This is a genomic window from Pseudomonas tritici, from assembly GCF_014268275.3.
GTDB lineage: Bacteria > Pseudomonadota > Gammaproteobacteria > Pseudomonadales > Pseudomonadaceae > Aquipseudomonas > Aquipseudomonas tritici.
On the sequence record NZ_CP077084.1, the window covers coordinates 709,148 to 731,251 of the forward strand.

General features: G+C 62.3%; 19 protein-coding genes and 1 pseudogene. 2 read left to right on the plus strand and 18 right to left on the minus strand.

The window, feature by feature from the left end:
• Positions 1-7: 7 nt before the first annotated feature.
• From HU722_RS03055 to HU722_RS03110, 12 genes are read right to left on the minus strand one after another with little or no spacing between them, the layout of a single operon-like run.
• On the minus strand, positions 8-2,320 hold the full coding sequence (locus HU722_RS03055; protein ID WP_065889138.1) for an MMPL family transporter: 2,313 nt from the start codon (positions 2,318-2,320) through the stop codon (positions 8-10).
• Positions 2,310-3,002 carry an outer membrane lipoprotein carrier protein LolA gene (locus tag HU722_RS03060; RefSeq protein WP_065875711.1) on the minus strand — a complete coding sequence of 231 codons (693 nt, stop codon included), beginning with the start codon at positions 3,000-3,002 and terminating at the stop codon, positions 2,310-2,312. Before HU722_RS03060 ends, HU722_RS03055 begins: the two co-directional genes overlap by 11 nt.
• Positions 2,996-3,424 carry an acyl-CoA thioesterase gene (locus tag HU722_RS03065; RefSeq protein WP_065875710.1) on the minus strand — a complete coding sequence of 143 codons (429 nt, stop codon included), beginning with the start codon at positions 3,422-3,424 and terminating at the stop codon, positions 2,996-2,998. The genes HU722_RS03060 and HU722_RS03065 overlap by 7 nt, the downstream gene beginning before the upstream one ends.
• The gene (locus HU722_RS03070) at positions 3,417-4,958 is read right to left on the minus strand and encodes an HAL/PAL/TAL family ammonia-lyase (RefSeq protein ID WP_175402999.1); all 1,542 of its coding nucleotides are present in this window, start codon (positions 4,956-4,958) and stop codon (positions 3,417-3,419) included. The genes HU722_RS03065 and HU722_RS03070 overlap by 8 nt, the downstream gene beginning before the upstream one ends.
• Positions 4,942-5,877: a lysophospholipid acyltransferase family protein gene (locus tag HU722_RS03075; RefSeq protein WP_065875708.1), complete on the minus strand. Its 936-nt coding sequence runs from the start codon at positions 5,875-5,877 to the stop codon at positions 4,942-4,944. The genes HU722_RS03070 and HU722_RS03075 overlap by 17 nt, the downstream gene beginning before the upstream one ends.
• Positions 5,874-6,608, minus strand: a complete 735-nt coding sequence (locus HU722_RS03080) for a glycosyltransferase family 2 protein (protein ID WP_065875707.1) — start codon at positions 6,606-6,608, stop codon at positions 5,874-5,876. The genes HU722_RS03075 and HU722_RS03080 overlap by 4 nt, the downstream gene beginning before the upstream one ends.
• A gap of 25 nt (positions 6,609-6,633) precedes the next feature.
• Positions 6,634-8,304: an acyl-CoA synthetase family protein gene (locus HU722_RS03085; RefSeq protein WP_065875706.1), complete on the minus strand. Its 1,671-nt coding sequence runs from the start codon at positions 8,302-8,304 to the stop codon at positions 6,634-6,636.
• Positions 8,301-8,846, minus strand: a complete 546-nt coding sequence (locus HU722_RS03090; RefSeq protein ID WP_065875705.1) for a COG4648 family protein — start codon at positions 8,844-8,846, stop codon at positions 8,301-8,303. The genes HU722_RS03085 and HU722_RS03090 overlap by 4 nt, the downstream gene beginning before the upstream one ends.
• Entirely contained in the window at positions 8,843-9,097 is a 255-nt protein-coding gene (locus HU722_RS03095) for an acyl carrier protein (RefSeq protein ID WP_003187949.1), read from the minus strand. The genes HU722_RS03090 and HU722_RS03095 overlap by 4 nt, the downstream gene beginning before the upstream one ends.
• Positions 9,098-9,106: 9 nt before the next feature.
• A complete protein-coding gene (locus HU722_RS03100; RefSeq protein ID WP_065875704.1) occupies positions 9,107-9,376 on the minus strand; it encodes a phosphopantetheine-binding protein in 270 nt (89 codons plus the stop codon).
• Positions 9,354-10,166 carry a lysophospholipid acyltransferase family protein gene (locus HU722_RS03105; RefSeq protein ID WP_065875703.1) on the minus strand — a complete coding sequence of 271 codons (813 nt, stop codon included), beginning with the start codon at positions 10,164-10,166 and terminating at the stop codon, positions 9,354-9,356. The genes HU722_RS03100 and HU722_RS03105 overlap by 23 nt, the downstream gene beginning before the upstream one ends.
• Positions 10,142-10,861, minus strand: coding sequence for a beta-ketoacyl synthase chain length factor (locus HU722_RS03110; RefSeq protein WP_065879844.1), 720 nt, complete (start codon positions 10,859-10,861; stop codon positions 10,142-10,144). Before HU722_RS03110 ends, HU722_RS03105 begins: the two co-directional genes overlap by 25 nt.
• A gap of 304 nt (positions 10,862-11,165) precedes the next feature.
• On the opposite strand from HU722_RS03110, the gene HU722_RS03115 reads away from it, so the two are divergent.
• A complete protein-coding gene (locus HU722_RS03115) occupies positions 11,166-11,936 on the plus strand; it encodes a ParA family protein (RefSeq protein ID WP_049710378.1) in 771 nt (256 codons plus the stop codon).
• Between the two features lie 486 nt (positions 11,937-12,422).
• On the plus strand, positions 12,423-12,638 hold the full coding sequence (locus HU722_RS03120; RefSeq protein WP_065879846.1) for a DUF6124 family protein: 216 nt from the start codon (positions 12,423-12,425) through the stop codon (positions 12,636-12,638).
• A 130-nt stretch (positions 12,639-12,768) separates the two neighbouring features.
• Here the strand turns inward: HU722_RS03120 and trxC are convergent, their stop codons facing one another.
• The 6 genes and pseudogenes from trxC to HU722_RS29145 form a co-directional block, all read right to left on the minus strand.
• The gene (trxC, locus tag HU722_RS03125; protein WP_065875286.1) at positions 12,769-13,203 is read right to left on the minus strand and encodes a thioredoxin TrxC; all 435 of its coding nucleotides are present in this window, start codon (positions 13,201-13,203) and stop codon (positions 12,769-12,771) included.
• A gap of 212 nt (positions 13,204-13,415) precedes the next feature.
• Positions 13,416-14,879, minus strand: a complete 1,464-nt coding sequence (selO, locus tag HU722_RS03130; protein WP_065875285.1) for a protein adenylyltransferase SelO — start codon at positions 14,877-14,879, stop codon at positions 13,416-13,418.
• 48 nt (positions 14,880-14,927) lie between these two features.
• Complete coding sequence (gene mscK, locus HU722_RS03135; protein WP_065875284.1) at positions 14,928-18,311, minus strand: mechanosensitive channel MscK; 3,384 nt, start codon at positions 18,309-18,311, stop codon at positions 14,928-14,930.
• A gap of 52 nt (positions 18,312-18,363) precedes the next feature.
• Positions 18,364-20,106, minus strand: coding sequence for a potassium/proton antiporter (locus tag HU722_RS03140; protein ID WP_065875283.1), 1,743 nt, complete (start codon positions 20,104-20,106; stop codon positions 18,364-18,366).
• A gap of 243 nt (positions 20,107-20,349) precedes the next feature.
• A complete protein-coding gene (locus HU722_RS29140; RefSeq protein ID WP_406958487.1) occupies positions 20,350-21,222 on the minus strand; it encodes a methyl-accepting chemotaxis protein in 873 nt (290 codons plus the stop codon).
• A 30-nt stretch (positions 21,223-21,252) separates the two neighbouring features.
• Positions 21,253-21,975 (minus strand): annotated as a pseudogene (locus HU722_RS29145) (MCP four helix bundle domain-containing protein); the annotation flags it as partial.
• Positions 21,976-22,104 lie beyond the last annotated feature (129 nt).

A 22,104-nucleotide genomic window follows, 5' to 3' on the forward strand; every position in this document is an offset into this window, starting at 1 on the left:
ATCACATTCATAAGGCGTGCTTCTGTTGCCCGGCCCAGGGTGCCAGCATAAAGCTGAATGCCAGGCCCAGGCTGACCGATAAGCCGAAATTACTCACTGCCGGTGTACTGGACACGGCCAGCAGGCCAAACGACAACCAGGTCGTCAGCGCCGCCAGCAGTGTGCCTAGCAGGCTGACCGCCGGCCCGCCGATCTGCTCGCGCATCAGGATCGCGTAGTCGACGCTGATCGCCGTGACCAGCAGCAAGCCGAACAGGCTGAACAGCGTCAGCGGCTGGCCCAGCCAACCGAGGCTGGCCAGGCTGCACAGCGCCGCCAGCAGCGGCAGGGCGACAATGCGCAAGGCACCGCCAAAACCGAACGGCAGGATCAGCAAGAGCACGATCAGCACGCAGGACATCAATTTCAATTCGGCGGCGCTGATTTGCGTGTCGGCGAACACCCGGTTCAAGTCGCCCAGGCGGTCCACCAGTTGCACGCCGGGTAAATCCACTGCTTGCACCCGCAGCAGCGCCGGGTTGTTCAAACCTTGCAGGCTAACCATTGCCGCCACGCCGCCGTCCACCGGGCCCAGCCACAGGGTGCGCCAAGGCTCGGCCAATGGGCCTGCCAGTGCGGCGTCGATATCCTGCGTAGGCAACGCTTGCAGTTGCGTCACCTCGGCTTGCAGGGCGCTGGCCGGTACGCCAAGGTCCAGCAATGGCTGCCAGTGCTGCGGCAGTTTATTCAATGCGTCGCGCACTTGTTGCTGCTCGGCGGGCAGGCTGACCAGTTGATTGAGCGCCAGATAGCCCTTGAGCTTATCCATGTTCACCAATTGATCCAGGCGCTGCGCCAGTGCGCGCTGGCGCTCCAGCAACTGCTGCTGATCCTGCGCCCGCACCAGGAAAAACTGGCTGGTGGGTTGGAACCCGGTAATCCGCGCGACGGCCTGTGCTTCTTCCAGCAATTGCGGCGGCGCGCCGATCCACTGGCGGATATCGTTTTTGCTGTTCAACTGCCACAAGCCACCGGCGCAAAACAGCACCAGCAGTGCCAGCAAGACCGGGCTCGGCACACGCTTGAGCAGCGAGGCGCGCAGCCGCCACAGGCCTTCGGCGATCCGCAGCGGCCATTGCGCCGGGCGCAGCTCGACGCCCTTGAGCAGTGCCGGCAACAAGCATACGGCGGACAAATAAGCGCCCACCAGGCCGGCGGCGGAGAACACCGCGATCTGTGTCAACGCCGGGAACGGCGTCCACGCCAGCGCCAGGTAACCGATGCAACTGGTCGCCAGGCTCAGGCTCAGGCCGGGCAAGGTCAGGCGCAACGCCGGCCAGCTGCGCCATGGGCGCATGCTCCAGCTTTTCGACAGGTAGTGCAGCGGGTAATCCACCGCCACGCCGATCAGGCTGGAGCCGAGCACCAAGGTCATCACATGCATGTGCCCGAACAGCGCCACACAGGCCACCGCGCCAAACAACATGCCCACCAGCACCGGTACAAAAGACAGCAACACGCGCCAGCGTCGGAACGCCAGCAACAGCAGTAACAGGATGCCGACGGTAGCGCCGCCGCCGACCCAGGTGATTTCCCGCGTGGCTTGCTGCTGACCATTGGCCGCATACAGCAAGCCACTGGCGGCGAGCAGTTGCGCGCCTTGCTGACTGGCCTGCTCGCGGCTGGCCTGGAGCAAGTCCGCCACTTGCAGCGGCAGGTTCATGTCAAAGGCGTTGCCGGTGGTGCTCGCACGCAGCAGAACCCAACGCTTGCCGTCGGCGTCGGCGACCAACGCGCCGCTGCCGATATCCAATTGCACGGCGCCTTGTTGCGGCTGGCTGTTTTGGATACGCCCGGTCAGCCCCAGCCAGTCATCCTGGCTCGGCACCAGGCTGAACCCGGTAAAGGGGTCGAACAGGGCTTGCACGCGTTGCTGGATAAACGCGTCGGGCTGGTTGATCAGTTGCTCGCGGTCCTTGGCCGAGAGCATCGCCAGGCGACCGCGCAGCAATTGCTCGCGTAGCGCCGGCAAGTCGGCTTGCAGGTTCCACTGCACCTTTTCAAACAACCCGCTGGCCTGCCAGCGCTCGCCCAATTGTTGCGCCACGGCGACCGCTTGTTGGCGGTCGGCATGGCCCACCAGCACGAGTATTTGGCGGTTAAGCGGTTCCTGCATGCGCTGTTCGGCTTGTTGCTCCAGGGCGTCCGGCGTGTTGCCCGGCACCAGCTCCATCAGGTTGGCGGACAACGGCGCGCCGTGGCGCCACTGCCAGCCGGCCAGCGCAAGCACCGCCACCAGCAGGATCAGGAAAAGGCGCGGCAGCAGGCGCTCACTGGGCAAAGTCGTGTTGCTCCGCGTCGCTCAACGGCTGGTTGGCAGTGCTGTCCTGCATGCGCAGCACGGTGCTGTCGCCTTGGGTTTCCAGCAGTTCGATGGTGTGTACCAGCTCACTACCGTCGATATTGATCTGGGTGAATACCTGTTTGAGCAGCAGTGAACGCGGGATCAGCGTGAGCTTCCATTGCTTGGCTTCACCTTGCAGTTGCAGCTCAAAGTCACGCTGCAAGCCGCTGCTGTCGCCCTGGAGCACGGCGAGGAACAAGCGGTTCTGCTCGGCGCCGGCACTCTTGTTTGGCAGCAGTTGCCAGCCATTGGCGTCGCGGCGGGCAATGCCTTGGGCGCTGATGCGGTAGTCCTGTTGCAGCGGGGTTTTCAGCAGCCACAGCAGGCCGTGGTCCTTGGCGAGGACGAAGGTGCCTTTGCTGACCAGCGGTTGGGGCAGCGCACGCAGGTGTTTTTCCTGGGTGAAGCTGCCGTGGATCACTGAGGGTTTTGCAAGCTGGTCGCTGAGTTGTTGCAGGTCGAAGGCGTGTGCCGCCCCCGAAAAACCAAACAACACAAACACTGTAGGAGCGAGCTTGCTCGCGAAAAACCCGAGAGCGCCGCGTGGTATCAGGAAACCCGCGTTATCGTTGACGATCTTCGCGAGCAAGCTCGCTCCTACAAAGAACGGGGTCAGCATTTCAGGGCCCTTTCTACGGCGTCGGTGAATATTTTGGGCGAGGCCAATTGCATCTCACGGCTGGTAACTTCCACCGCCACTTGCACAGTACTGGCACGGGTCAAACGCTCGCCGCTGGCGAGGTCGGTGATCAGGTAATTGACCTTCAAGCGGTTCTCCCACTCCACCAGGCTGGCGCGCACGTTAATGGTCTGGCCGAACACAGCACCGCGCACGTAACGCAGTTGCATGTCGATCACCGGCCAGGCGTAGCCGGACTCGAGCATCGCCGTGTAGTTATGGCCGATCTGGTCCAGCAGCGCGCAGCGCGCCACTTCCAGGTACTTCACGTAATGCCCGTGCCACACGACATTCATGGTGTCGACGTCAAAAAACGGCACGAGGATTTCAGTGTCGCAATGCAGCACACCGGGGCTACGCATGCAGCCTCCAGTGTTGCTCGGCGATGCGTTGCAGGCACAGGCGCAGTTCACCTTCCAGGGCACGGTCTTCGATGACCGGCGGGAAGTCTTTGGCGAGTGCTTCGTGCATCGCCGCCAATGCCGGTGGCAGCGCGCGCGCATCCTCAGCCTGGGCACGCAGCCAAACGCCTTGGTTGGCAGCGAGCAAGGTAGCGGCGGCGACCTGTTCGGTCAGCTCCAGCACGCGGATCGCATCGCGTGCGGCGATGGTGCCCATGCTCACCTTGTCCTGGTTATGGCACTCGGTGGAGCGCGAGAACACGCTGGCCGGCATGGTGTTTTTCAGCGCTTCGGCGGTCCAGGCGCTGGTGCCGATCTGCACGGCCTTGAAGCCATGGTTGATCATCGCGCGGTCCGCCGGGGCGCCGGACAGGTTGCTCGGCAGGCCGTGGTTGTAGCGCACGTCCACCAGCAGCGCGAGTTGGCGGTCGAGCAGGTCGGCAACGTTGGCCACCAGGGTCTTGAGGCTGTCCATGGCGAAGGCGATATGCCCGCCGTAGAAGTGCCCGCCGTGCAACACGCGTTCTTCTTCAGCGTCGATGATCGGGTTGTCGTTGGCGCTGTTCAGCTCGATCTCGATGAACGAACGCAGCCAGTTCAGGCTGTCGGCCAGCACGCCAAGCACGTGGGGCGCGCAGCGCAGCGAATAACGGTCTTGCAGGCGATGCAGGGGGGCGGTAGGCGCATCAATCGCCAGGTCTTTGCGCAGCCAGGCGGCGACTTGCATCTGGCCTGGATGCGGCTTGGCGGCGAACAGGCGCTCGTCGAAGTGTTCCGGGTTGCCTTGCAGCGCCACCACGTTCAGCGCCGTGATGCGCGTGGCCAGTTGCAGCAGGTAGTCGGCGCGGGCGAAGGCCAGGCAAGCCAGGCCGGTCATCACAGCGGTGCCGTTCATCAGCGCCAGCGCTTCCTTGGGCCGCAGTACCAGCGGTTCCCAGCCCAGCTCACGGTGCACGTCGGCAGCCTGGCGGCGTTCGCCACGGAACATCACTTCGCGCTCGCCGGACAGGGTCGCGGCCACGTAGGACAGCGGTGTCAGGTCACCGCTGGCGCCCACCGAGCCCTCTTCCGGGATCAGCGGCAGCACGTCGTGTTCAAGGAAGGCATGCAGGCGCTCGAGCAGTTCCACGCGCACACCGGACACGCCGTGGCACAGCGACTGCAAACGCGCGGCCAGCACGGCGCGGGTCGCTTGGGCGTCGAGCAACTTGCCCAGGCCACAACCGTGAAAGGTGTACAGGTGACGCGGCAGCGCCTCGACGTGCTGCAACGGCACCGCTACCACGCAGGAATCGCCGTAGCCGGTGGTCACGCCGTAGATCACGCCTTCCTTGTCCAGCAGCGAGTCGAGGAACTGCGCGCCCTTGGCAATGCGCTGGCGATACGCGGCATCGTCTTGCAATTGGGTGGGCGCCTGACGATTGGCCAGGGCCAGCACGTCTTCGATGCGCAAAGCGCGTTCGCCAAAGGTTACTGGCTCAAGATGCGTCGTCATCAGTCTTCCAGAAAGGGTAAAAGTTGAACCATTGTTGGGGCGCTTCCAGGCAAAACTGGCCCAGGCGTGCAGCGTAGCGTGCAGTCCACAGGGCTATGACCTGCTCGCGGGTGTTGCGTTTCCATTCGACCCGTTCGGTGAAAGGTTCAATGCTCAGGCGATAGCGGTTGTTGTGCTTGAGGCACATCAGCAGGTTCACCGGGCACTTGAGCAGGCCGGCCAGCAGCCAGGGGCCTTGGGGGAAGGCGGCGTCATGGCCGAGGAAATCCACGCGCACCGTGCGCCCACCGTGCAGCGGCACGCGGTCGCCGGCAATCGCCAGCCACTCGCCGTCGTCCAGGCGCTGGCTGAGCAGCAGCATGGTGGCCGGGTCCAGCTCGCTGACCTGGATCAGGCGCAAGTGGCTCGCGCCGGCTTCGCCCAGCAGGCGGTTGAATTGTTCGGCGTGCTTGGTGTGCACCAGCACGTTCATGGTGACTTTTTCACCGATCTCCGCGAGGGCGCGGCACACTTCGAGGTTGCCCAGGTGCGCGCCCACCAGCATCTGCCCACGTTCACCGCGCAGTTGCCCGCGCAATTGCGCCGGGTCGTTGATGTCGATCTGCTCCAGGCGCAATTTGCCGTTCCACACGTCGAGCTTATCGAGCATTGAGTCCGCAAACGCCATGAACTGACCGAAGACTTTCCTGTGGGTGGGGCGCAGGTCATCACGCCCGCTCCAGTCGGCCAGGCGTTGCTGGTATTGCCAGGCACTCTGGCGCGCCGTGCGGCCGAACAGGAAGAAGTACAGGACGATCCCGTACAGCAGCGGGCTCAACACCCGACGGCCGAGTACTTTGGCGGCGAAGGCCGTGAGCTTCATCAGCCAATAGCTGCCGCGTTCCTCACGGTCAGCCCAGTGTTTATTGCTGTCGCTCATGCCTGCCACCGTCGCCACAGGATCATCGGTGCACGGATCAGCATGCCGAAGAACAGCCGGGTGTGCATGGCCGAGATACGGACGTTGTCGCGGAACAAACGAAAGTGCGACAAGCCGTCGGCGGGGTAGTGCACCTGGGTGGGCAGCCAGCGCATTGGCTGGTTGCGCCAGGCCAGGCGCACCAGGATGTCGGAGTCGAAGTCCATGCGTGTGCCGATGTAGGCCGAGTCCATCAGCGTCAGCACCGGCGCCAGTGGGTACACGCGAAAGCCGCACATCGAGTCGCGAATCTGCAGCGACAAGGTGTTGATCCACACCCACACGTGGGTCAGGTAGCGCGCGTACAAACGGCCCTTGGGCACGCTGTCGTCGTATTCGGGGTAGCCGCAGATAATCGCATCGGGGTGCCTGCGCGAGGTGTCGATAAACGTCTCGACTTCGCGCAGGTCGTGCTGCCCGTCGGCGTCCACTTGCAGCGCGTGGCTGAAGCCCAGGCGTGCGGCTTCGCGAAAGCCGGCCATCACCGCGCCGCCTTTGCCCTGGTTGTGGGGCAGGGTGAGCAGGGTGACGTTATCCAGGGTGGCAAGCTGCGCCAGCACGGCCGCGCAGGCCGCGCTGCTGCCGTCGTCGACCAGCAGGCAAGGCAGGCCGCTGTTCAACAGGCTGTGGACCACGGCGGGTACGGCGGCTTCGTGGTTGTAGACCGGGATCAGGGCGCAGGGGTTATGCATGACTTTGCTCCCTCGCCACAGAAGCCTACTCACTTGGCATCTCCAGCATTATTCGGCCGCTGGAGCAGGCGGCGACGCCGTTGCGGTAGGCGAAGTACAACTTGCCGCGCTCCCGGTCGAAGCGCAGGTGCAGCTCGATTGCGTCGCCGGGGCGTACCAGTTGCTGGAACTTGAGCACTTCCATTCCGGCAAAGGTCGGCGGCAAATCGAGCAGTTGCTGGCCCAGGTTGAACGCCCATTCCACCTGCACCACGCCCGGCAACACCGGCGTGACCGGGAAGTGCCCGCTGAAATAGGCCAGGTCCGGCGGGACGCTCAGTTGTGCGGTCCATTCGCCGTTGGCTTCGACTGTCTCCAGTACTTCTGGCGCCTTTGGGCGCGGCGCCAACAGCAGCGCCTCGACGTCGGCCTGGGGCAGTTTGCCTTGGCTGTTCAGCGGTAACTGCCTCAGCAAACGCCAGCGACGCGGCAGAGCCAGCGCTTCGCAATGTTGGCTCAAGTGTTGGCGCAGGGTTTGGGTGAGCGTACGCCGCCCCTGATTGCGCAGGGCATGCAGGCCCTCGTCGCTCAGCACCACCAGGGCGCCGAGGGAGGCGCGGTTTTCCTGCACCACGCCCAGGCGGGTTTCGGCGACCCACGGATGGGCCATCAGTGCGTGTTCCAGCATGGGCAGGGAAATACGTTTTTCTTCCAGTTTGACGATGCGATCCAAGCGGCCCAGCAGTTCGAAACGGCCATCGGCGTGAATGCGCGCGGCGTCGGCGGTCTGTTCGATATGCCCGTCAGGCAGGTACTTCGAGGCGATGCGCAGCGCGCCGTCTGCATCCTGGCTCAGTTGCACGTCGGCAAACGGCTGCCAAGGCTGCGCACCCTGGCGCCAGGCGATGCCGCCGGTTTCCGAGCTGCCGAGGATTTCCGTGGGCCACTGCTGCAAGCGGTCGTAAAGGCTGCCGGCAGCGTCCACGGGCAGCGCGCCGCCGGAGGAAAACACCCGCGACACCTGGCTCAGTGCCGGCCAGTCGAGGTTATCGCCCATGCGCTTGAGCAGCGCCGGGCTGGCGACCCAGGCAAATTGTCCGTGCTCGCGGCTGGCGCGCTGCATGTCTTCAGGGAAAGCCAACTGCTTGCGCACAAAGGTGCGCCCGGCGCACAGCGGCCAGAGCACGCGGAACAGCAAACCGTAGATATGTTGAGTGGCCACGCTGCCGATGATGCAGGCGTCTTTAAGGTCCGGGCCCCATAGGGTTTCCAGCGCCTCAACTTCGTTAGCCAGCTGGCGCAGCGTCTTGTCGATGCGCTTGGGTTCGCCGCTGGAGCCGGAGGTGCACAGGCTCAGTTGGCAGGTGTCCAGATCGAGGGCGGCTGGGTTCAGCGGTGTTTGAAACAGCGCGTCCAGGTCAGCCGCGTCGGTCAGCCAGGCATCAACGGCCTTGTCCCAGCGTTGGCGGGTCTGAGGTTGCAGGTCGGCGGGCAGCAGCACGCTGACCCCGGCCCGCCAGGCGCCCAGCAGGGCAATTGCCAGCAGGCCGGCATCTTCCAGGTACACGGCCAGGCGCTGGGTACCCCGCGCTTGCAGGCCCGCCGCCAGGCTCAGGGACTGCTCCCACAGCTGTGCATGATTCATCTCAGGTTCGGTGGTGACCAAACGCTGTTGCAGCGGCTCAAGCAGCAAGTGCTCAAGTTTCAACCCATTCATACGCGGCCTCGAACCCTTTGTCGTACCAGCCATTCCACGGCAAACAACAGCCCCATCAGCCCGTAGGCGATCAAGCCGTTGTACAACGTCCACCAGCTCAGCGGCGCCCACAGGGTGAGGGCGGCGGCGAGCAGGCCATTACACAGAAAAAACACGCTCCATACCACGGTAACCTGGCGGGTATACACAATGGCGTGGGGCGGCAACACCGGATCGGTCATGCGCGCCAGGCGCTCGACCATCGGTGGGCCGTATTTCAGGCTCAAACCGAACAGCGACAACATGAACGCGCTGACCAGGCTCGGGTACCAGCGCAACAGTTGCGGGTTATCGAACCAGGCCAACGCTAAACAAAACACGATGATCGCCAACGCCATCCAGCGGCTGCCGGGGCGTCGGGCACCGGTCAGCCCACGCAACAGCCACAGGCTGCCGAGCAGCAGGCCGAATTGCCACGGTGCAAAGTGCTCGGTGCCGTAATACACCGCAAATGGGTACAGCAGCCCCGCCAGCAACAGGCCAAGGCCGATCAGCCGGCTCATGCGGCCGGCTGGACCAGACGGTACACCGCCTCAACCACGTCGTTCACAGTCCGCACCGCCTTGAATTCTTCGGCGGCGATCTTCTTGCCGGTCTGGCGCTTGATATGGTCGATCAAGTCGACGGCGTCGATGCTGTCGATTTCCAGGTCCTGGTACAGGTTGGCGTCCAGGGTGACGCGTTCCGGCGGCAGTTCAAACAGTTCCACCAAGGCATCGCGCAAGGTGTTGAAGATATCGTCACGAGTCTGCATGGTCCGGTCTCAAGCTGCCTGTCTGTCCGTGACGTACGCCGCAAGGCTGGCCACGTTGGTGAAGTGATTACGGGTGTCCTTGGCGTCGGCATCGATCTTGATGCCGTACTTTTTCTGGATCGCCAGGCCCAATTCCAGGGCGTCTACCGAATCCAGGCCAAGGCCTTCGCCGAACAGGGTTTGCTCGCTACCGATGTCGTCGACGCTGATGTCTTCCAGGCCCAGTGCCTCGATGATCAGCATCTTTATGTCGTGCTCAAGGCGGTGTCTGTCGCTCATCTTCGGCGAGCTCCTTAAAAAAATAGTGGTGCAGGTAATCGTTGAGCTTGCGTGAGGCTTGGGGCGCGGGGCCCAGTGATGCGAACGCCTGTGGTTCTATATCGGCACCCACCCGCAAACTGAAGTGCACGCGGCATTTTGGGATGCGATACCAGGGTTCGGCCTTGGTCAGCGTCGTGGGGCTGACCTTGATCACCACGGGGGTGATGATTGTCGCACCCCGCAGCGCAATGGCGGCGCCGCCGCGATGAAAGGCAGGCGCCGCGCCGGGTGTGGTGCGGGTGCCCTCGGGGAAAATGATCAGGGTCTGGCCTGCGCGCAGGGCATCGGCGGCGGCATCGAGCATTTCAGCGCTGCCGTCGTTGCTGATGTAGCCCGCGTCGCGCACCGGCCCGCGGGTAAAGGGGTTCTGCCACAGGCTCTGCTTGACCACGCAATTGGCCTGGCGCACCAGGCCGATCAGAAACACCACATCGATCAGCGACGGGTGGTTGGCGATGATCATCTGGCCCGGGCGCCCAAGTTTTTCCGCGCCGTCGACGCTATAGGTGAGCACGCCGGCGCGTTGCATCAAGCGAATAAAGAACCAGAACAGCCAGCTGATGGTGTGGCGGGCGCGGCGTCGGTGGCTTGCCGCGCTGCCCGGCAGGCAACTGAGCAGGGGAAACACCAGCAACCGCAGGCACAGCCCACCGAAGCCAAACAGCGCGAAGCTGGCGGCGGTGGCGAACAGGCGCCAATAGTAGGCGTCCCGCGGTTTATCGTTCAGGGTTTGCGTTGCCAGTTCCATACGCGGTTCTTCCAGGCATGTTGGCAGGCGACCTGTTCGTTGAGCAGGGTGCGCAGCAGGTTCAGGGCGTGGGGCCACTGGGTTTGAGTGAGTTGGACAGTGCTGGTGCTGAGTTCCAACTGCCACTCGTCGCCCGGTGTCAGCAACAGGCCGAGGGCGTAAGGAAAGGGTACGTCAACGATCCAGCTGGCGTAGGCCTCGGGCGGCTGTTCTTCGGTAATCACCAGCAAAACGGCCGGCGCGCCTTCGTTGAGCAGCGCGGCGGCCTCGAGCATGCCGTGTTCCAGGCCATCGCCCGCGGCCGCGAGGGCGGTCATTTCGCTGGTTTCATTGCGCAGGATCGACCACAGGCCAATCACCGCGTTATGCACCGACAGGCTGAACTGGGTTGGCGACAGTGGCTGGTCGTTGGCCAGGTCGCTGAGAATATCGAGGGTGCGCGGCGTCTCGCCATGCCGGGAAACAAACACCAGTGGCAAGTCCTGCAGGCCCTCGGCCAGCGGCCAGCCTACGCTGAACGCCATGCGCGCCAGGCGGCTCAGGCGGCGACGTTGCATGGCTGGCAGGAACGAGACGTCGGGGCAGGCTTCGCTGGCAGGCAGAGACACCGGTGCCTGGCACCAGGCACGCCATTCATCCGCGCTTTCCAGGCCAGGGGCCCAAGCGCGCCATTGGGCGATGTTGAAAGTGATCACTGAGAAGGTATCCCGCCCCTGCGGGCTTCCATGTGCGACTTTTGGCCCCGAATACCGGGACAGGGAGCAATAGCCGAATGGCGCGCATTATCCGGGTGCCGTGGGGTTCTAGCAAATATTGGTAAAAAATTGTTCACGGCTGATTACAGTTGGGCGGGAAAGATTTACAGATTGTCCTTCACCGGGCGCTGGGTTGGGTTGTCGGACCGGTCCTGTTCGTTTGTCGGGGATGGATGAACGAGGTAGCGAACATTCGCTTAAGCCCTCTACACTCGGGCATTCATTGATACACGGAGGTTTTTCCATGCGGCGCGTGGTGTTCAATCAAAAAGGCGGCGTTGGCAAGTCCAGCATTGCCTGCAACCTGGCGGCGGTCAGCGCCAGTGAAGGCTATCGAACCCTGTTGGTGGACCTCGATGCACAAGCCAACTCAACCCAATACCTCACCGGGCTGACCGGCGACGACATCCCCATGGGTATCGCGGATTTTTTCAAGCAAACCCTGTCTTCCGGGCCGTTTTCCAAGAAAAACAAAGTCGATATCTACGAAACCCCCTTCGACAACCTGCATGTGATCACCGCCACTGCGGAACTGGCAGACCTGCAGCCCAAGCTTGAAGCCAAGCACAAGATCAACAAGCTGCGAAAGCTGTTGGACGAACTGAGCGAAGACTACGACCGGATTTACCTGGATACGCCGCCGGCGCTGAATTTTTATGCGGTTTCGGCGCTGATTGCTGCCGATCGCGTGCTGATCCCGTTTGATTGCGACAGCTTCTCCCGTCAGGCACTGTACGGCCTGCTGGCTGAAATCGAAGAATTGAAGGAAGACCACAACGAAGGCCTGGAAGTGGAAGGTATCGTGGTCAACCAGTTCCAGGCGCGAGCGAGCTTGCCGCAGCAGATGCTCGATGAGTTGATTGCAGAAGGGTTGCCGGTGCTGCCGGTGTACCTGACCAGCTCCGTGCGCATGCGTGAGTCGCATCAGGAGAACAAGCCGCTGATCCATCTGGACCCACGGCATAAGCTGACGCAGCAGTTTGTGGAATTGCATAACCTGCTGGAAAACGCGTGACCTGAAAGACAACACAAAACCCCTGTGGGAGCGGGCTTGCTCGCGAAAGCGGTGGTTCAGTCAGCTAATGCAGCGACTGACACACCGCTTTCGCGAGCAAGCCCGCTCCCACATTTGCATTGCATTCCTGCAGGGGGATTTGGATTTGTCCCACAGAGGCTGTAGGAAGGGTCTGGCAATAGGGGGGGTGCCTTGTAACGTTGCCTACAGGTAAGCCAGAATCGCCCGGCTTGTGCGTCTGGATGGGCGTCTCTAAGGTTCTCGGGCCGCTGAATTCTCAGTGGCCGGGTTTAGTAGCCCAAACAGACGAAAGTATGTGCACTGCTCCTAAAGCATGGCGTTTTCTCGCCTATCTGATGGTGGCTGTGCGCAGGGCACCTTCGGGTGCGCCGGTTTTTGCTTTCGTTCCCGGTCTACTAACCTGCGTACAGCTGCCGCCCTCGTTTAGTAGCGAATAGGTGGTGGCCCTATCAGAGAACGAAAAGCATGTTATTCACCGTCACCCCCAACCTCCCCACCGAAACCCTCGTCCTCAACAGCTACGAAACCTTCTCCTCCGTCCGCACCCTATTACTCAACCTGTCCAACGACCTCAGCGGCGAACACCGTGACGTAGCCCTGGCCATCCACCAATTGAGCGAACTCGGCGTAATGCTCGTCGGCCAGATGATCGACCGAGAAGCACCCGTGGCCTCAAGGTAAAACGCGATCCAAATGTGGGAGCGGGCTTGCTCGCGAAGGCGGTGGTTCAGTCAGCTAATGCAGCGACTGACACACCGCCTTCGCGAGCAAGCCCGCTCCCACATTGGCCGGTGATGTTTTGACGATTTGGTTATACCCCCTGGCTACGCAACCAACTCATCAACTGCGGCAACGGAAACGCCCCGCTCTGACGCGCCACTTCGCGGCCATTCTTGAACAGAATCAGGCTGGGAATCGAACGAATCCCCAACTGCGCCGACAACTGCTGATTGGCCTCGCTGTCGAGCTTGGCCAACCGGCACTTGCCCTCCAACTGCCCAGCCGCTTGCTCAAACACCGGCGCGAACGACTTGCACGGCCCGCACCAGTCGGCCCACACATCCACCAGTAACGGCAGGTCGCCCTTGATCTGGCTGGCGTAGTCGCCCTGCTTCAGCTCGAAAGGCTTGCTCAACAACACCGGCTGCTTGCAACGCCCGCATTTGGGCGCGTCACTCAGGCGTTCGCCGGGGATGCGGTTGAGGCCGTTGCAATGTGGGCAGGGGATTACAAGCGATTCGGACATCAGGGGCTCCTAGGGTGTGGCCAATGGGTTCAATCTGGAGCCGGCGCTGACGTTTATCAAGGTAAGCGCAGGCCTGTAGTGAGCGGGCTTGCCCCGCGCTGGGCTGCGAAGCAGCCCTAAACCCAAGCACCGCGATCTTCATGAAACACCGTGGCAGCTCTATTGGGGCGGCTTCGCCACCCAGCGCGGGACAAGCCCGCTCACTACAGTGCTTATGAGGAACAGCTGATTTCCAGGTGTTTGCCCCAATCCGGCGGCCGCTGCGCGTATTGCTCCATCCCCGCTTGCTCCTCGAACGGCTTGGACAGCACCTCATGCAGCCGCCGGACTTCGCTGTAATCGCCTGACTCGGCGGCGGTGATGGCGTTCTGCGCGAGGTAGTTGCGCAGGATGTACAGCGGGTTCACCGCGTGCATCCGCTCACGGCGCTGTTCCTCGCTGTAATCCCCGTCCCGTTCAACACGAGCCTTGTACAACTCAGCCCAGGCATCAAACCCGGCGAGGTCGACGAAGTCGTCGCGCAGTCGTGCCACGGCCAGCGCCGCGGACTCGTCCCCCAGGCGGCGGAAGAACAGTGTGTAATCAACGCCACTGTTCTGCATCAGTTGCAACAACCGCTCCACCAGCTTCTGGTCATCGTCTTCAGCGGTGGTCAGCCCCAAGCGGCGACGCATCAAATCCAGGTAATTCGCCTGATACAACGGCAGATACAGCCCAAGCGCTTCTTTCAAGGCGTCGACGCGGATAAACGGCGTCAACGCCTGTGCCAATGCACTGAGGTTCCACTGCCCAATCGGCACTTGGTTGCTGAAGGAGTAACGTCCTTCATGGTCGGAGTGGTTGCAGATGAAGTGCGCGTCAAAGTCATCCAGAAACGAAAACGGCCCGAAGTCGAAGGTGATGCCCAAGATCGACATGTTGTCGGTGTTCATCACGCCGTGGCAGAAGCCATACGCCTGCCACTTGGCGATCAATTCGGCGTTGCGCTCGACGATTTCGCGGAACATGGCCAAGTAAGGCTCTGGTTGTTCGCGGCACTCGGGGTAATGCAGGTTCAATACGTGTTCAGCCAAAAGTGCCTGCTGTTCGGGCTTTTTGGTGTAATAGAAATACTCGAAATGCCCGAAGCGGATATGGCTCGGCGCCATGCGCAGCAGCATCGCGCCTCGTTCCTGCTTCTCACGCCACACCGGGGTGTCGGAACCGATCACGCACAGCGCGCGGCTGCTGGGGATACCCAGCGCGTGCAGCGCTTCGGAGGCTAAAAACTCGCGGATCGAAGAGCGCAACACGGCGCGCCCATCGCCCATGCGCGAGTAAGGCGTCATACCGGCGCCCTTGAGGTGCAGGTCCCAGTGCTCGCTGGCCTCGTTATACACCTCACCCAGCAACAGCCCACGGCCATCGCCCAGTTGCGGGGTGTAGCCGCCGAACTGATGCCCGGAATAGACCATCGCCCTCGGCTCTGCCTCGGCCCACAGCTTGTGCCCGCCAAACAGCTCGGCAAACACCGGCGTTTCGGCCACGGCCGGGTCGAGGTCGAGCAACGCCATGGCAGCGTTACTCGCCACTACCAGGCGCGGTGCGTCGAGGGGTTCGGGCAGTACGTGGGTTGAGAACGCGTCGCCCAGGCGTGCGAAGCGGTTGTCGAAGGTCAGTTCGTCGAGGGCTTTCACCGGCCATCTCCAGCAGAATGTCCGAGCATTCTGCTGGGGATAGCGGCGTTAGTCGAGTTTGCTCGGCGGAGGCTCCGGCGCATCTTCGACTTTGGCGGCTGGCGGCTCGGGGGTGTCCTGCTCAGGGGCCGGCCCGACGATGGTCTTGCGCTCGTCTTCGACCGGCACCAGCTTGTACTCCTGGCCGTGCATGTTCTTGAGGTACACCTCCATCTGCCGGAACGAGATGTTGATGTGCTGCTTCTTGAACTCACGGTTGATGTAGCGGTTGACCTCATCCAGCACGGGGTTGCGGTCGCCCAGGTCGCGCACGTGCATGCGCAGCTCGTGGTCGAGGGTGCTTTCGCCGAAGTTGAGGAAGTACACCAGCGGTTCCGGTTCCTTCAACACGCGTGGGTTTTCCCTGGCAGCCTTGAGCAACAATTCCTTCACCAGGTCCAGATCGGAGCCGTAGTCCACGCCCAGCTTCAGGGTGACCCGGGTGATGGTATCGGTCAGCGACCAGTTGATCAGTTGCCCGGTAATGAAGGTTTTGTTCGGGACAATGATGTCCTTGCGGTCAAAGTCGGTGATCGTCGTGGCGCGGATGCGGATCTTGCTCACCGTGCCCGACAGGTTGCCGATGGTGATGGTGTCACCGATGCGCACCGGGCGTTCGAACAGGATCATGATGCCGGAGATAAAGTTGGCGAAGATCTCCTGCATACCAAAGCCCAACCCCACCGACAGCGCCGCCACCAGCCATTGCAACTTGTCCCAGCTCACGCCGAGGGTGGAGAGGGTGGAGACAAAACCGATGCCGGCAATCACATACGACAACAGCGTGGTCGTCGCGTAGGCGCTGCCCTGGGCCAGCTCCAATTTGGACAGCACCAGCACCTCGAGCAAACCGGGCAGGTTGCGCGCCAGTGCGAAGGTAATGCCGATGATGATCAACGCGCCGAGGAAATCGCCGATGCTGATCGGCACCATGCTGATATTCGCTCCGGTGCCGCTGGTGTATTCGTACAGGGTGACGTTGTCCAGGTAGGAAAATACCGAGATCAGGTCCGACCACACCCAGTACAGCGCCGCGATGAAGCCGCCGAGCAAGGCCAGGCGGATCAGGCGCATCGACTGCTCGTTAACCTGCTCGATGTCCAGGGTCGGCTCTTCGATCACCGCTTCGCCATCACCGGCTTCCTTGGCGGCCTGGCGTTTAGCCAGTGCCCGCGCATAGGCCAGTCGCCGTGCCGCAACACCCAGGCCGCGTACAAAGGTGGCTTCGATCACCAGCCAGAACATCAGCAGGTACAGGGTGTTGATCAGGCGGTCGCTGAGCTTGAGCGCGGTGTAGTAATAGCCAAAGCACACGGCGATAAACAGGGCGACGGGCAGGGCGGTAAACAGCAGGCCGATCGCCTTGCGAAACAGTGAGGCTTTTTCATGGGTTGGGCTGTTGAGCAGCAGGCGACCCAGCAACCAGGCCATCAGCGCGTAGCACGTGAGCACCACGCCAATGCCCAGCACATCGTCCGCCAGCGCCGCCGGCTGGTGCTCGGCGATCGCCACAACGGCCACCAGCGCCAGCACCACCAGCCCGAGCTTGCGTATCCAGCCTTGCAGGAATTCGACCTGGGGTTTTTCCCAGCGGAAGTGCAATTCCGCCACGCCACCCGGCGCCAGGATGCGATAAGCGGTGTAGAACACCAGCCAGGCCTGGGCGATTTGCAGCAACGCAGCGCCGAGGTTGGCGTTCTGCCCACGGGCGTCGATTTGCAGTGCATAGCCGCACAGCGCCAGGCCCAGTGCTACCGGCATCGCCAGCAGGATGTTGATCAGGATGGCCTGCGGCGTGTGCCACTGGCTGTCGCGTTTGAAGTGGCCGATATCCAGGTGGACCTTGCTCAGGCGCTGATACAGGGCTTTACGTCGCCACAGCAGGGCACCGATCACCAGCAGCAGCGGCAGGAACAGCAGCGGGCGCTGGGTCAGGCCGTCATAAAGTTCGCTGACGCTGGAGGCCCACGGCAGTGTGGCAACTTGCTTGCTCAGGTGCGCCGGGACCGTTTCCAGCCACTCGGTGTCCAGCGGCTTGTTGCTGGGGATCCAGAACATCTGCTCATCCAACGTCGCCCGCAGGGTGGTGGCGGTGCTGAGCAGTTGTTTCTGGTTCAGTTGCAACGTGATGGATTCATTCAGCAGCGAGCTCAGCTCTCGGCTCAGGCGCTCCAGCAGGTCGCTGCGGGTGATGGCCAGTTCCAGCAACGTGCGGCGCAGTTGCGGGGTGACATCCTCCGGCGCCTGGTTGGCCAGCAAGTTATCCACATAGGCGCTGGGCGAACTGATCAGCTCGCGCTGCTGGTTGACCTCAAATTGGTACAGGCGAATGTTGGCGATGTCGTCTGCCAGGTCGCGGTCTACCGTCAGGCGCGGCAGCGCCTGTTTCTGTTTGTAGAGGATCTTGGACAGCAGCAGGCTGCCCTTGAGCACGTTGATCTGCTCGTCCAGGGCCGAGTCGCTCTGGCTCACGGTGTCCAGCTGCTGCTTGGTTTGCAGGTTTTTCTGGGTCAGGTCGTTGAGGCGGTCAGTGCTTTTAAGCAGGTAGTCGGAGAGCTTGAGGTTGGCCGCGCTTTCCGTGGCCAGCAGGCTGCTGCCGCCAGCTTTTTGCGCTTCGATGGACTGCTGGGTGACGGTCTGCTGGGATTGGGCCAGGCGCTTCTGGTTGATCAGGGTTTGCAGGTCCTGGATTTCTTGCTCCAGGCGCGCGGTTTTTTCCTGAATCAGGTCGTGCTGGCTGTTGCCCAGGTCTTGCAGTTGGCTGTTGCCCGCCAGTTCCTGGCGGCGCAAGGGGATCAGGGCGTTCAGGGCGGCCAGTTCGGCGTTGAGCTGGTTGCGCTGGTCGGCATTGAGGGTTTTGCCGTTGTCTTTGCCAGCCTTGAGGATCGAATTGATCTGCAGGATGCGCGTCTGGCTGCTGCTGATTTCGGTCTGGGCGCGCTCGGGCCGGGTCTGTGCGGCGATGGACAGGCTGTTGGCGTCGGCCAGTTCTTTTTGCAGGTCGCCCTGCTGGGTGCTGCGCTGCACTAATAGTTGCTCAAGCTGCGGCACAGGCAGGGTGGCGTAGCGTTGGGCCACCGGGATGACTTTGGTGGCCTTGAGCCGGGTCAGCTCGCGCTGGTTCTCGGTGGTCTGGCGCGGGGCGTCTTCCAGTTGGCGCTTCAGGTCGACGAGGCGCTGCTCATAGTCCTGCTTGTTGCCCAGGTACGTCAGGGTCTGTTGCAGGATCGCCTGCAACGCCTTCATGTCGGCGTCGGGCAGCTTACGGTCGGGCAGCTTGTCCAGGGTTTGCTGGATGGCGTCGGCGTTGGGCGGGTCGGCCGCGTGGACGGTGCCGACACAGAGGGTCAAGCCCAGCAGGGCAGTGGCGAGAAATGTGCGCAGAGTTGGCATAGAGACCGGTCGAGCAAAATGAAAAAAAGGGGGCGAACTGTCGCCCCGCAGTTTAGAGGAAGAGTCCGGGGCCCGGGCGACTTCCTTCGGGGAATCTGACGCCCACTTTGCCAATCTTGTTCCCGTCCATGACCGCGACGGTCCAGATGGTGTTGTTCCACTCCACCTGGTCGCCTACGACTGGCGCACCGCCGACTTTCTGGGTGATGAAGCGGCTCAGCGGCATGTCCGGGTCAATGCCCTCCAGCTTCAAGCCGTACAGGGCGGAAACCGCGCCCAGCTGGGCGTCGCCTTCCAGTACGAAGTCGCCGAAGAAGCGCAAATCCAAACCGCGTTGCGGTGCCTGGCTGAACAGTTTGCCCAGGGCTGGCAGGTTGTGTTCGTGACCGATCACGCAGAGCAAATCATCCACCTCCAGCACCGTACTACCCGACGGATGGAGCAGTTGCTGGCCACGGAACAACGCCGCGATCCGCGTACCTTCGGGCATTTTCAGCTCACGCAGGGCGGCGCCGATGCACCATTTTTCTGCGCCCAGGCGGTAGACGAACAGCTCCCACTCGCTGGTGACATGCACTTCCAGGGCCGCACGGGAGATCGGCGCCGGGTCCGGCGGTACGGTGACTTTGAGCAGCTTGGCCACCCACGGCAGGCTCGTGCCCTGCACCAGCAGCGAGACCAGCACGATAAAGAACGCCAGGTTGAAGTACAGCTGTGCATGGGGCAGGCCGGCCATCAGCGGGAACACCGCCAGAATGATCGGGACCGCGCCGCGCAGGCCGACCCAGGCGATAAAGGCTTTTTCGCGGCCATGAAACGCCTTGAACGGCAGCAAGCCGACCATCACCGACAGCGGCCGAGCAAACAGGATCATCCACAGTGCCAGGCCCAACGCCGGCAGGGCAATGGGCAGCAAATCATGGGGCGTGACCAACAGGCCCAGCACCAAGAACATGCCGATCTGCGCCAGCCACGCCATGCCGTCGAGCATATGCAAAATGCCATGACGGCTACGCACCGGGCGGTTGCCGATCACCAGGCCGCACAGGTACACGGCGAGGAAGCCGCTGCCATGCAGGGCGTTGGTCAGGGCGAAGACGAACAGGCCGCCGGCAATCACCAAAATCGGGTACAGGCCGTTGGCCAGGTTGATCCGGTTGACCATCTGCAGCATCAGCCAGCCGCCGCCCAGGCCGACGATACCGCCGATGCCGAACTCGCGGAGCAGGTGAGTGAGCAGGCTCCAGTGCAGGCCGGTCTGGCCACTGGCAATCATGTCGATCAACGTGACCGTGAGGAACACGGCCATCGGGTCGTTGCTGCCGGATTCAATTTCCAGGCTGGCGGTCACCCGTTCGTTCAGGCCCTTGCCGCCGAGCAGCGAAAACACCGCGGCGGCGTCCGTCGAACCGACGATGGCGCCAATCAACAGGCCCTGGATGATATTGAGGTCAAACAGCCAGGCCGCAGCCATACCGGTGAGGCCGGTGGTAATCAACACCCCCACCGTGGCCAGCGACAAGGCCGGCCAGAGTGCCACGCGGAAACTCGCGACCCGGGTGCGCAAACCGCCGTCGAGCAGGATTACGGCCAGGGCGAGGTTGCCCACCAGGTAGGCGGTCGGGTAGTTATCGAAGATGATGCCGCCGCCATCCACGCCGGCGACCATGCCCACGGCCAGGATGATCACCAGGATCGGAATACCCAGGCGGGACGAAAGAGAACTCACCAGAATGCTCGCACTCACCAGCAACGCGCCGATCAAGAACAGGCTGTTGATGGTCGTCGCATTCAAAGGCAGTACTCCATGAGCAAACAAGACAGGGCGCAAACTGACCATGCAGTCTGCGTGCCAGCGATTCTAACCTGTTGAATTGCTGCGCTGTCAAAAAGGTTTTTCTGATTTGCGCAAAGCCAAATGTGGGAGCTGGCTTGCCTGCGATGGCGGCGTGTCAGGCGCTAGAGGCGCTGGCTGACACATTGCTATCGCAGGCAGGCCAGCTCCCACAGGGATAGGCGTCGTCAGGCGAATCTTATTTCAGAGACGGAACCGCCCCACCATCCCGTTCAAATCCACCGCCAACCGTGACAGCTCACTGCTCGCCGCACTGGTCTGGCTGGCGCCGGTCGCTGATTGCACCGACAGGTCGCGGATGTTCACCAGGTTGCGGTCCACTTCACGCGCCACTTGCGCCTGTTCTTCCGCCGCGCTGGCGATCACCAGGTTGCGTTCGTTGATCTCGATGATCGCGGTATTGATGGTATCCAGCGACATCCCCGCGCCTTTGGCGATGTTCAGCGTCGACTCAGCGCGTTCGGTGCTGTTGCGCATCGAATCCACCGCATGCTCTGTACCCGCCTGGATACTTCCGATCATCCGCTCGATTTCGCTGGTCGACTGCTGGGTACGATGGGCGAGTGCGCGTACTTCGTCGGCAACCACCGCAAAGCCTCGTCCGGCTTCACCGGCGCGCGCCGCTTCAATCGCGGCGTTAAGGGCCAGCAGGTTGGTCTGGTCGGCCAGGCCGCGAATCACGTCGAGCACCTTGCCGATATCGCGCGACTCATTGGCCAGGTCGCCGATCAGCGTGGCGGTGGCCTGTACGTCGCCGCTCATGCGTTCGATGGCGCTGACGGTTTCCTGCACCAAGTCACGGCCATCACCGGCGGAGGTGGTGGCGTTGCGCGAAGCTTCGGAGGTGCTCACCGCATTGCGTGCGACTTCTTCGACAGCGCTGGTCATCTCATTCACCGCAGTGGCGGCTTGTTCGATTTCGTTGTTTTGCTGGGTCAGGCCACGGGCGCTTTCGTCGGTGACCGCGTTCAGCTCTTCGGCAGCTGACGCGAGCTGGGTAGCGGAACCGGCGATGCGTTGCAGGGTGTCGCGCAGCTTGTCCTGCATCTTGGCCATGGCGGCCAGCAGGCGCCCGGCTTCGTCGTTGCCGTCGACTTTGATCGGGCGAGTCAGGTTGCCTTCGGCCACTTCTTCCGCCGCTTCCAGTGCCTGGGAAATGGGCAGGGTGATGCTGCGGGTCAGCAGCCAGGCGAACAGGAGGGTCAGCAGCGTGGCGATCACCAAGAGGCTCACCACCATGTTGAAGGCCATTGTGTATTGGTCTTCCGCCTCCTTGTTAGTCGCCAGGGCCATCTTGTTATTGATGTCCAGCAGGCGCGTGAGCACGGCGTTGACCTGTTCGGAGTTGCTCAGCAATTCGTTATTGAGCAGGCTGCGCAGCTCTTCCACCTGATTGGCCCGCGACAGGCTCTTCATGCGTTCTTCAATCTGATGGTACTGGCCAAGCAAGCGCACGTAGTCGTCGTAGGCCGTACGCTCTTCGCTGCTCTCGATCAGTTTTTCGTAGATGCCCTGGGCCGTGCGAATCTGCTGATTACGCACTTCAAAGGCTTCCAGCGTCTTTTGCTGAACCTCCGGCTCACGGTTAGTCAGCAAGCGGTACGACAGCACCCGTAGGCGCAACGTCAGTTGGGTGAACTCATCGAGGGCGCGAATGCTCGGCACGCTGGCCAGGGTGATGTCTTCGGTAGCGGCTCGTATCTTGCTCATCTGGTTCAGGGCGAACACGCCAAGAAACAACATCAACGCGCCGATAAACGCGAAGCCGAGGAAGGCCCTCGGAGCGATATTCATATTACGAAGCGACATGGGGGAATCCTGGGGGAGAGCGCGATCCGTGCGGCCATGAGACGGTGTGTCCCTCTCTATCGGTCGTACGACTAAAGTCTAAAGGGGCGTGTGCGTTTTTGTCGCACCTGACGAGGGGCTTGGTCGATT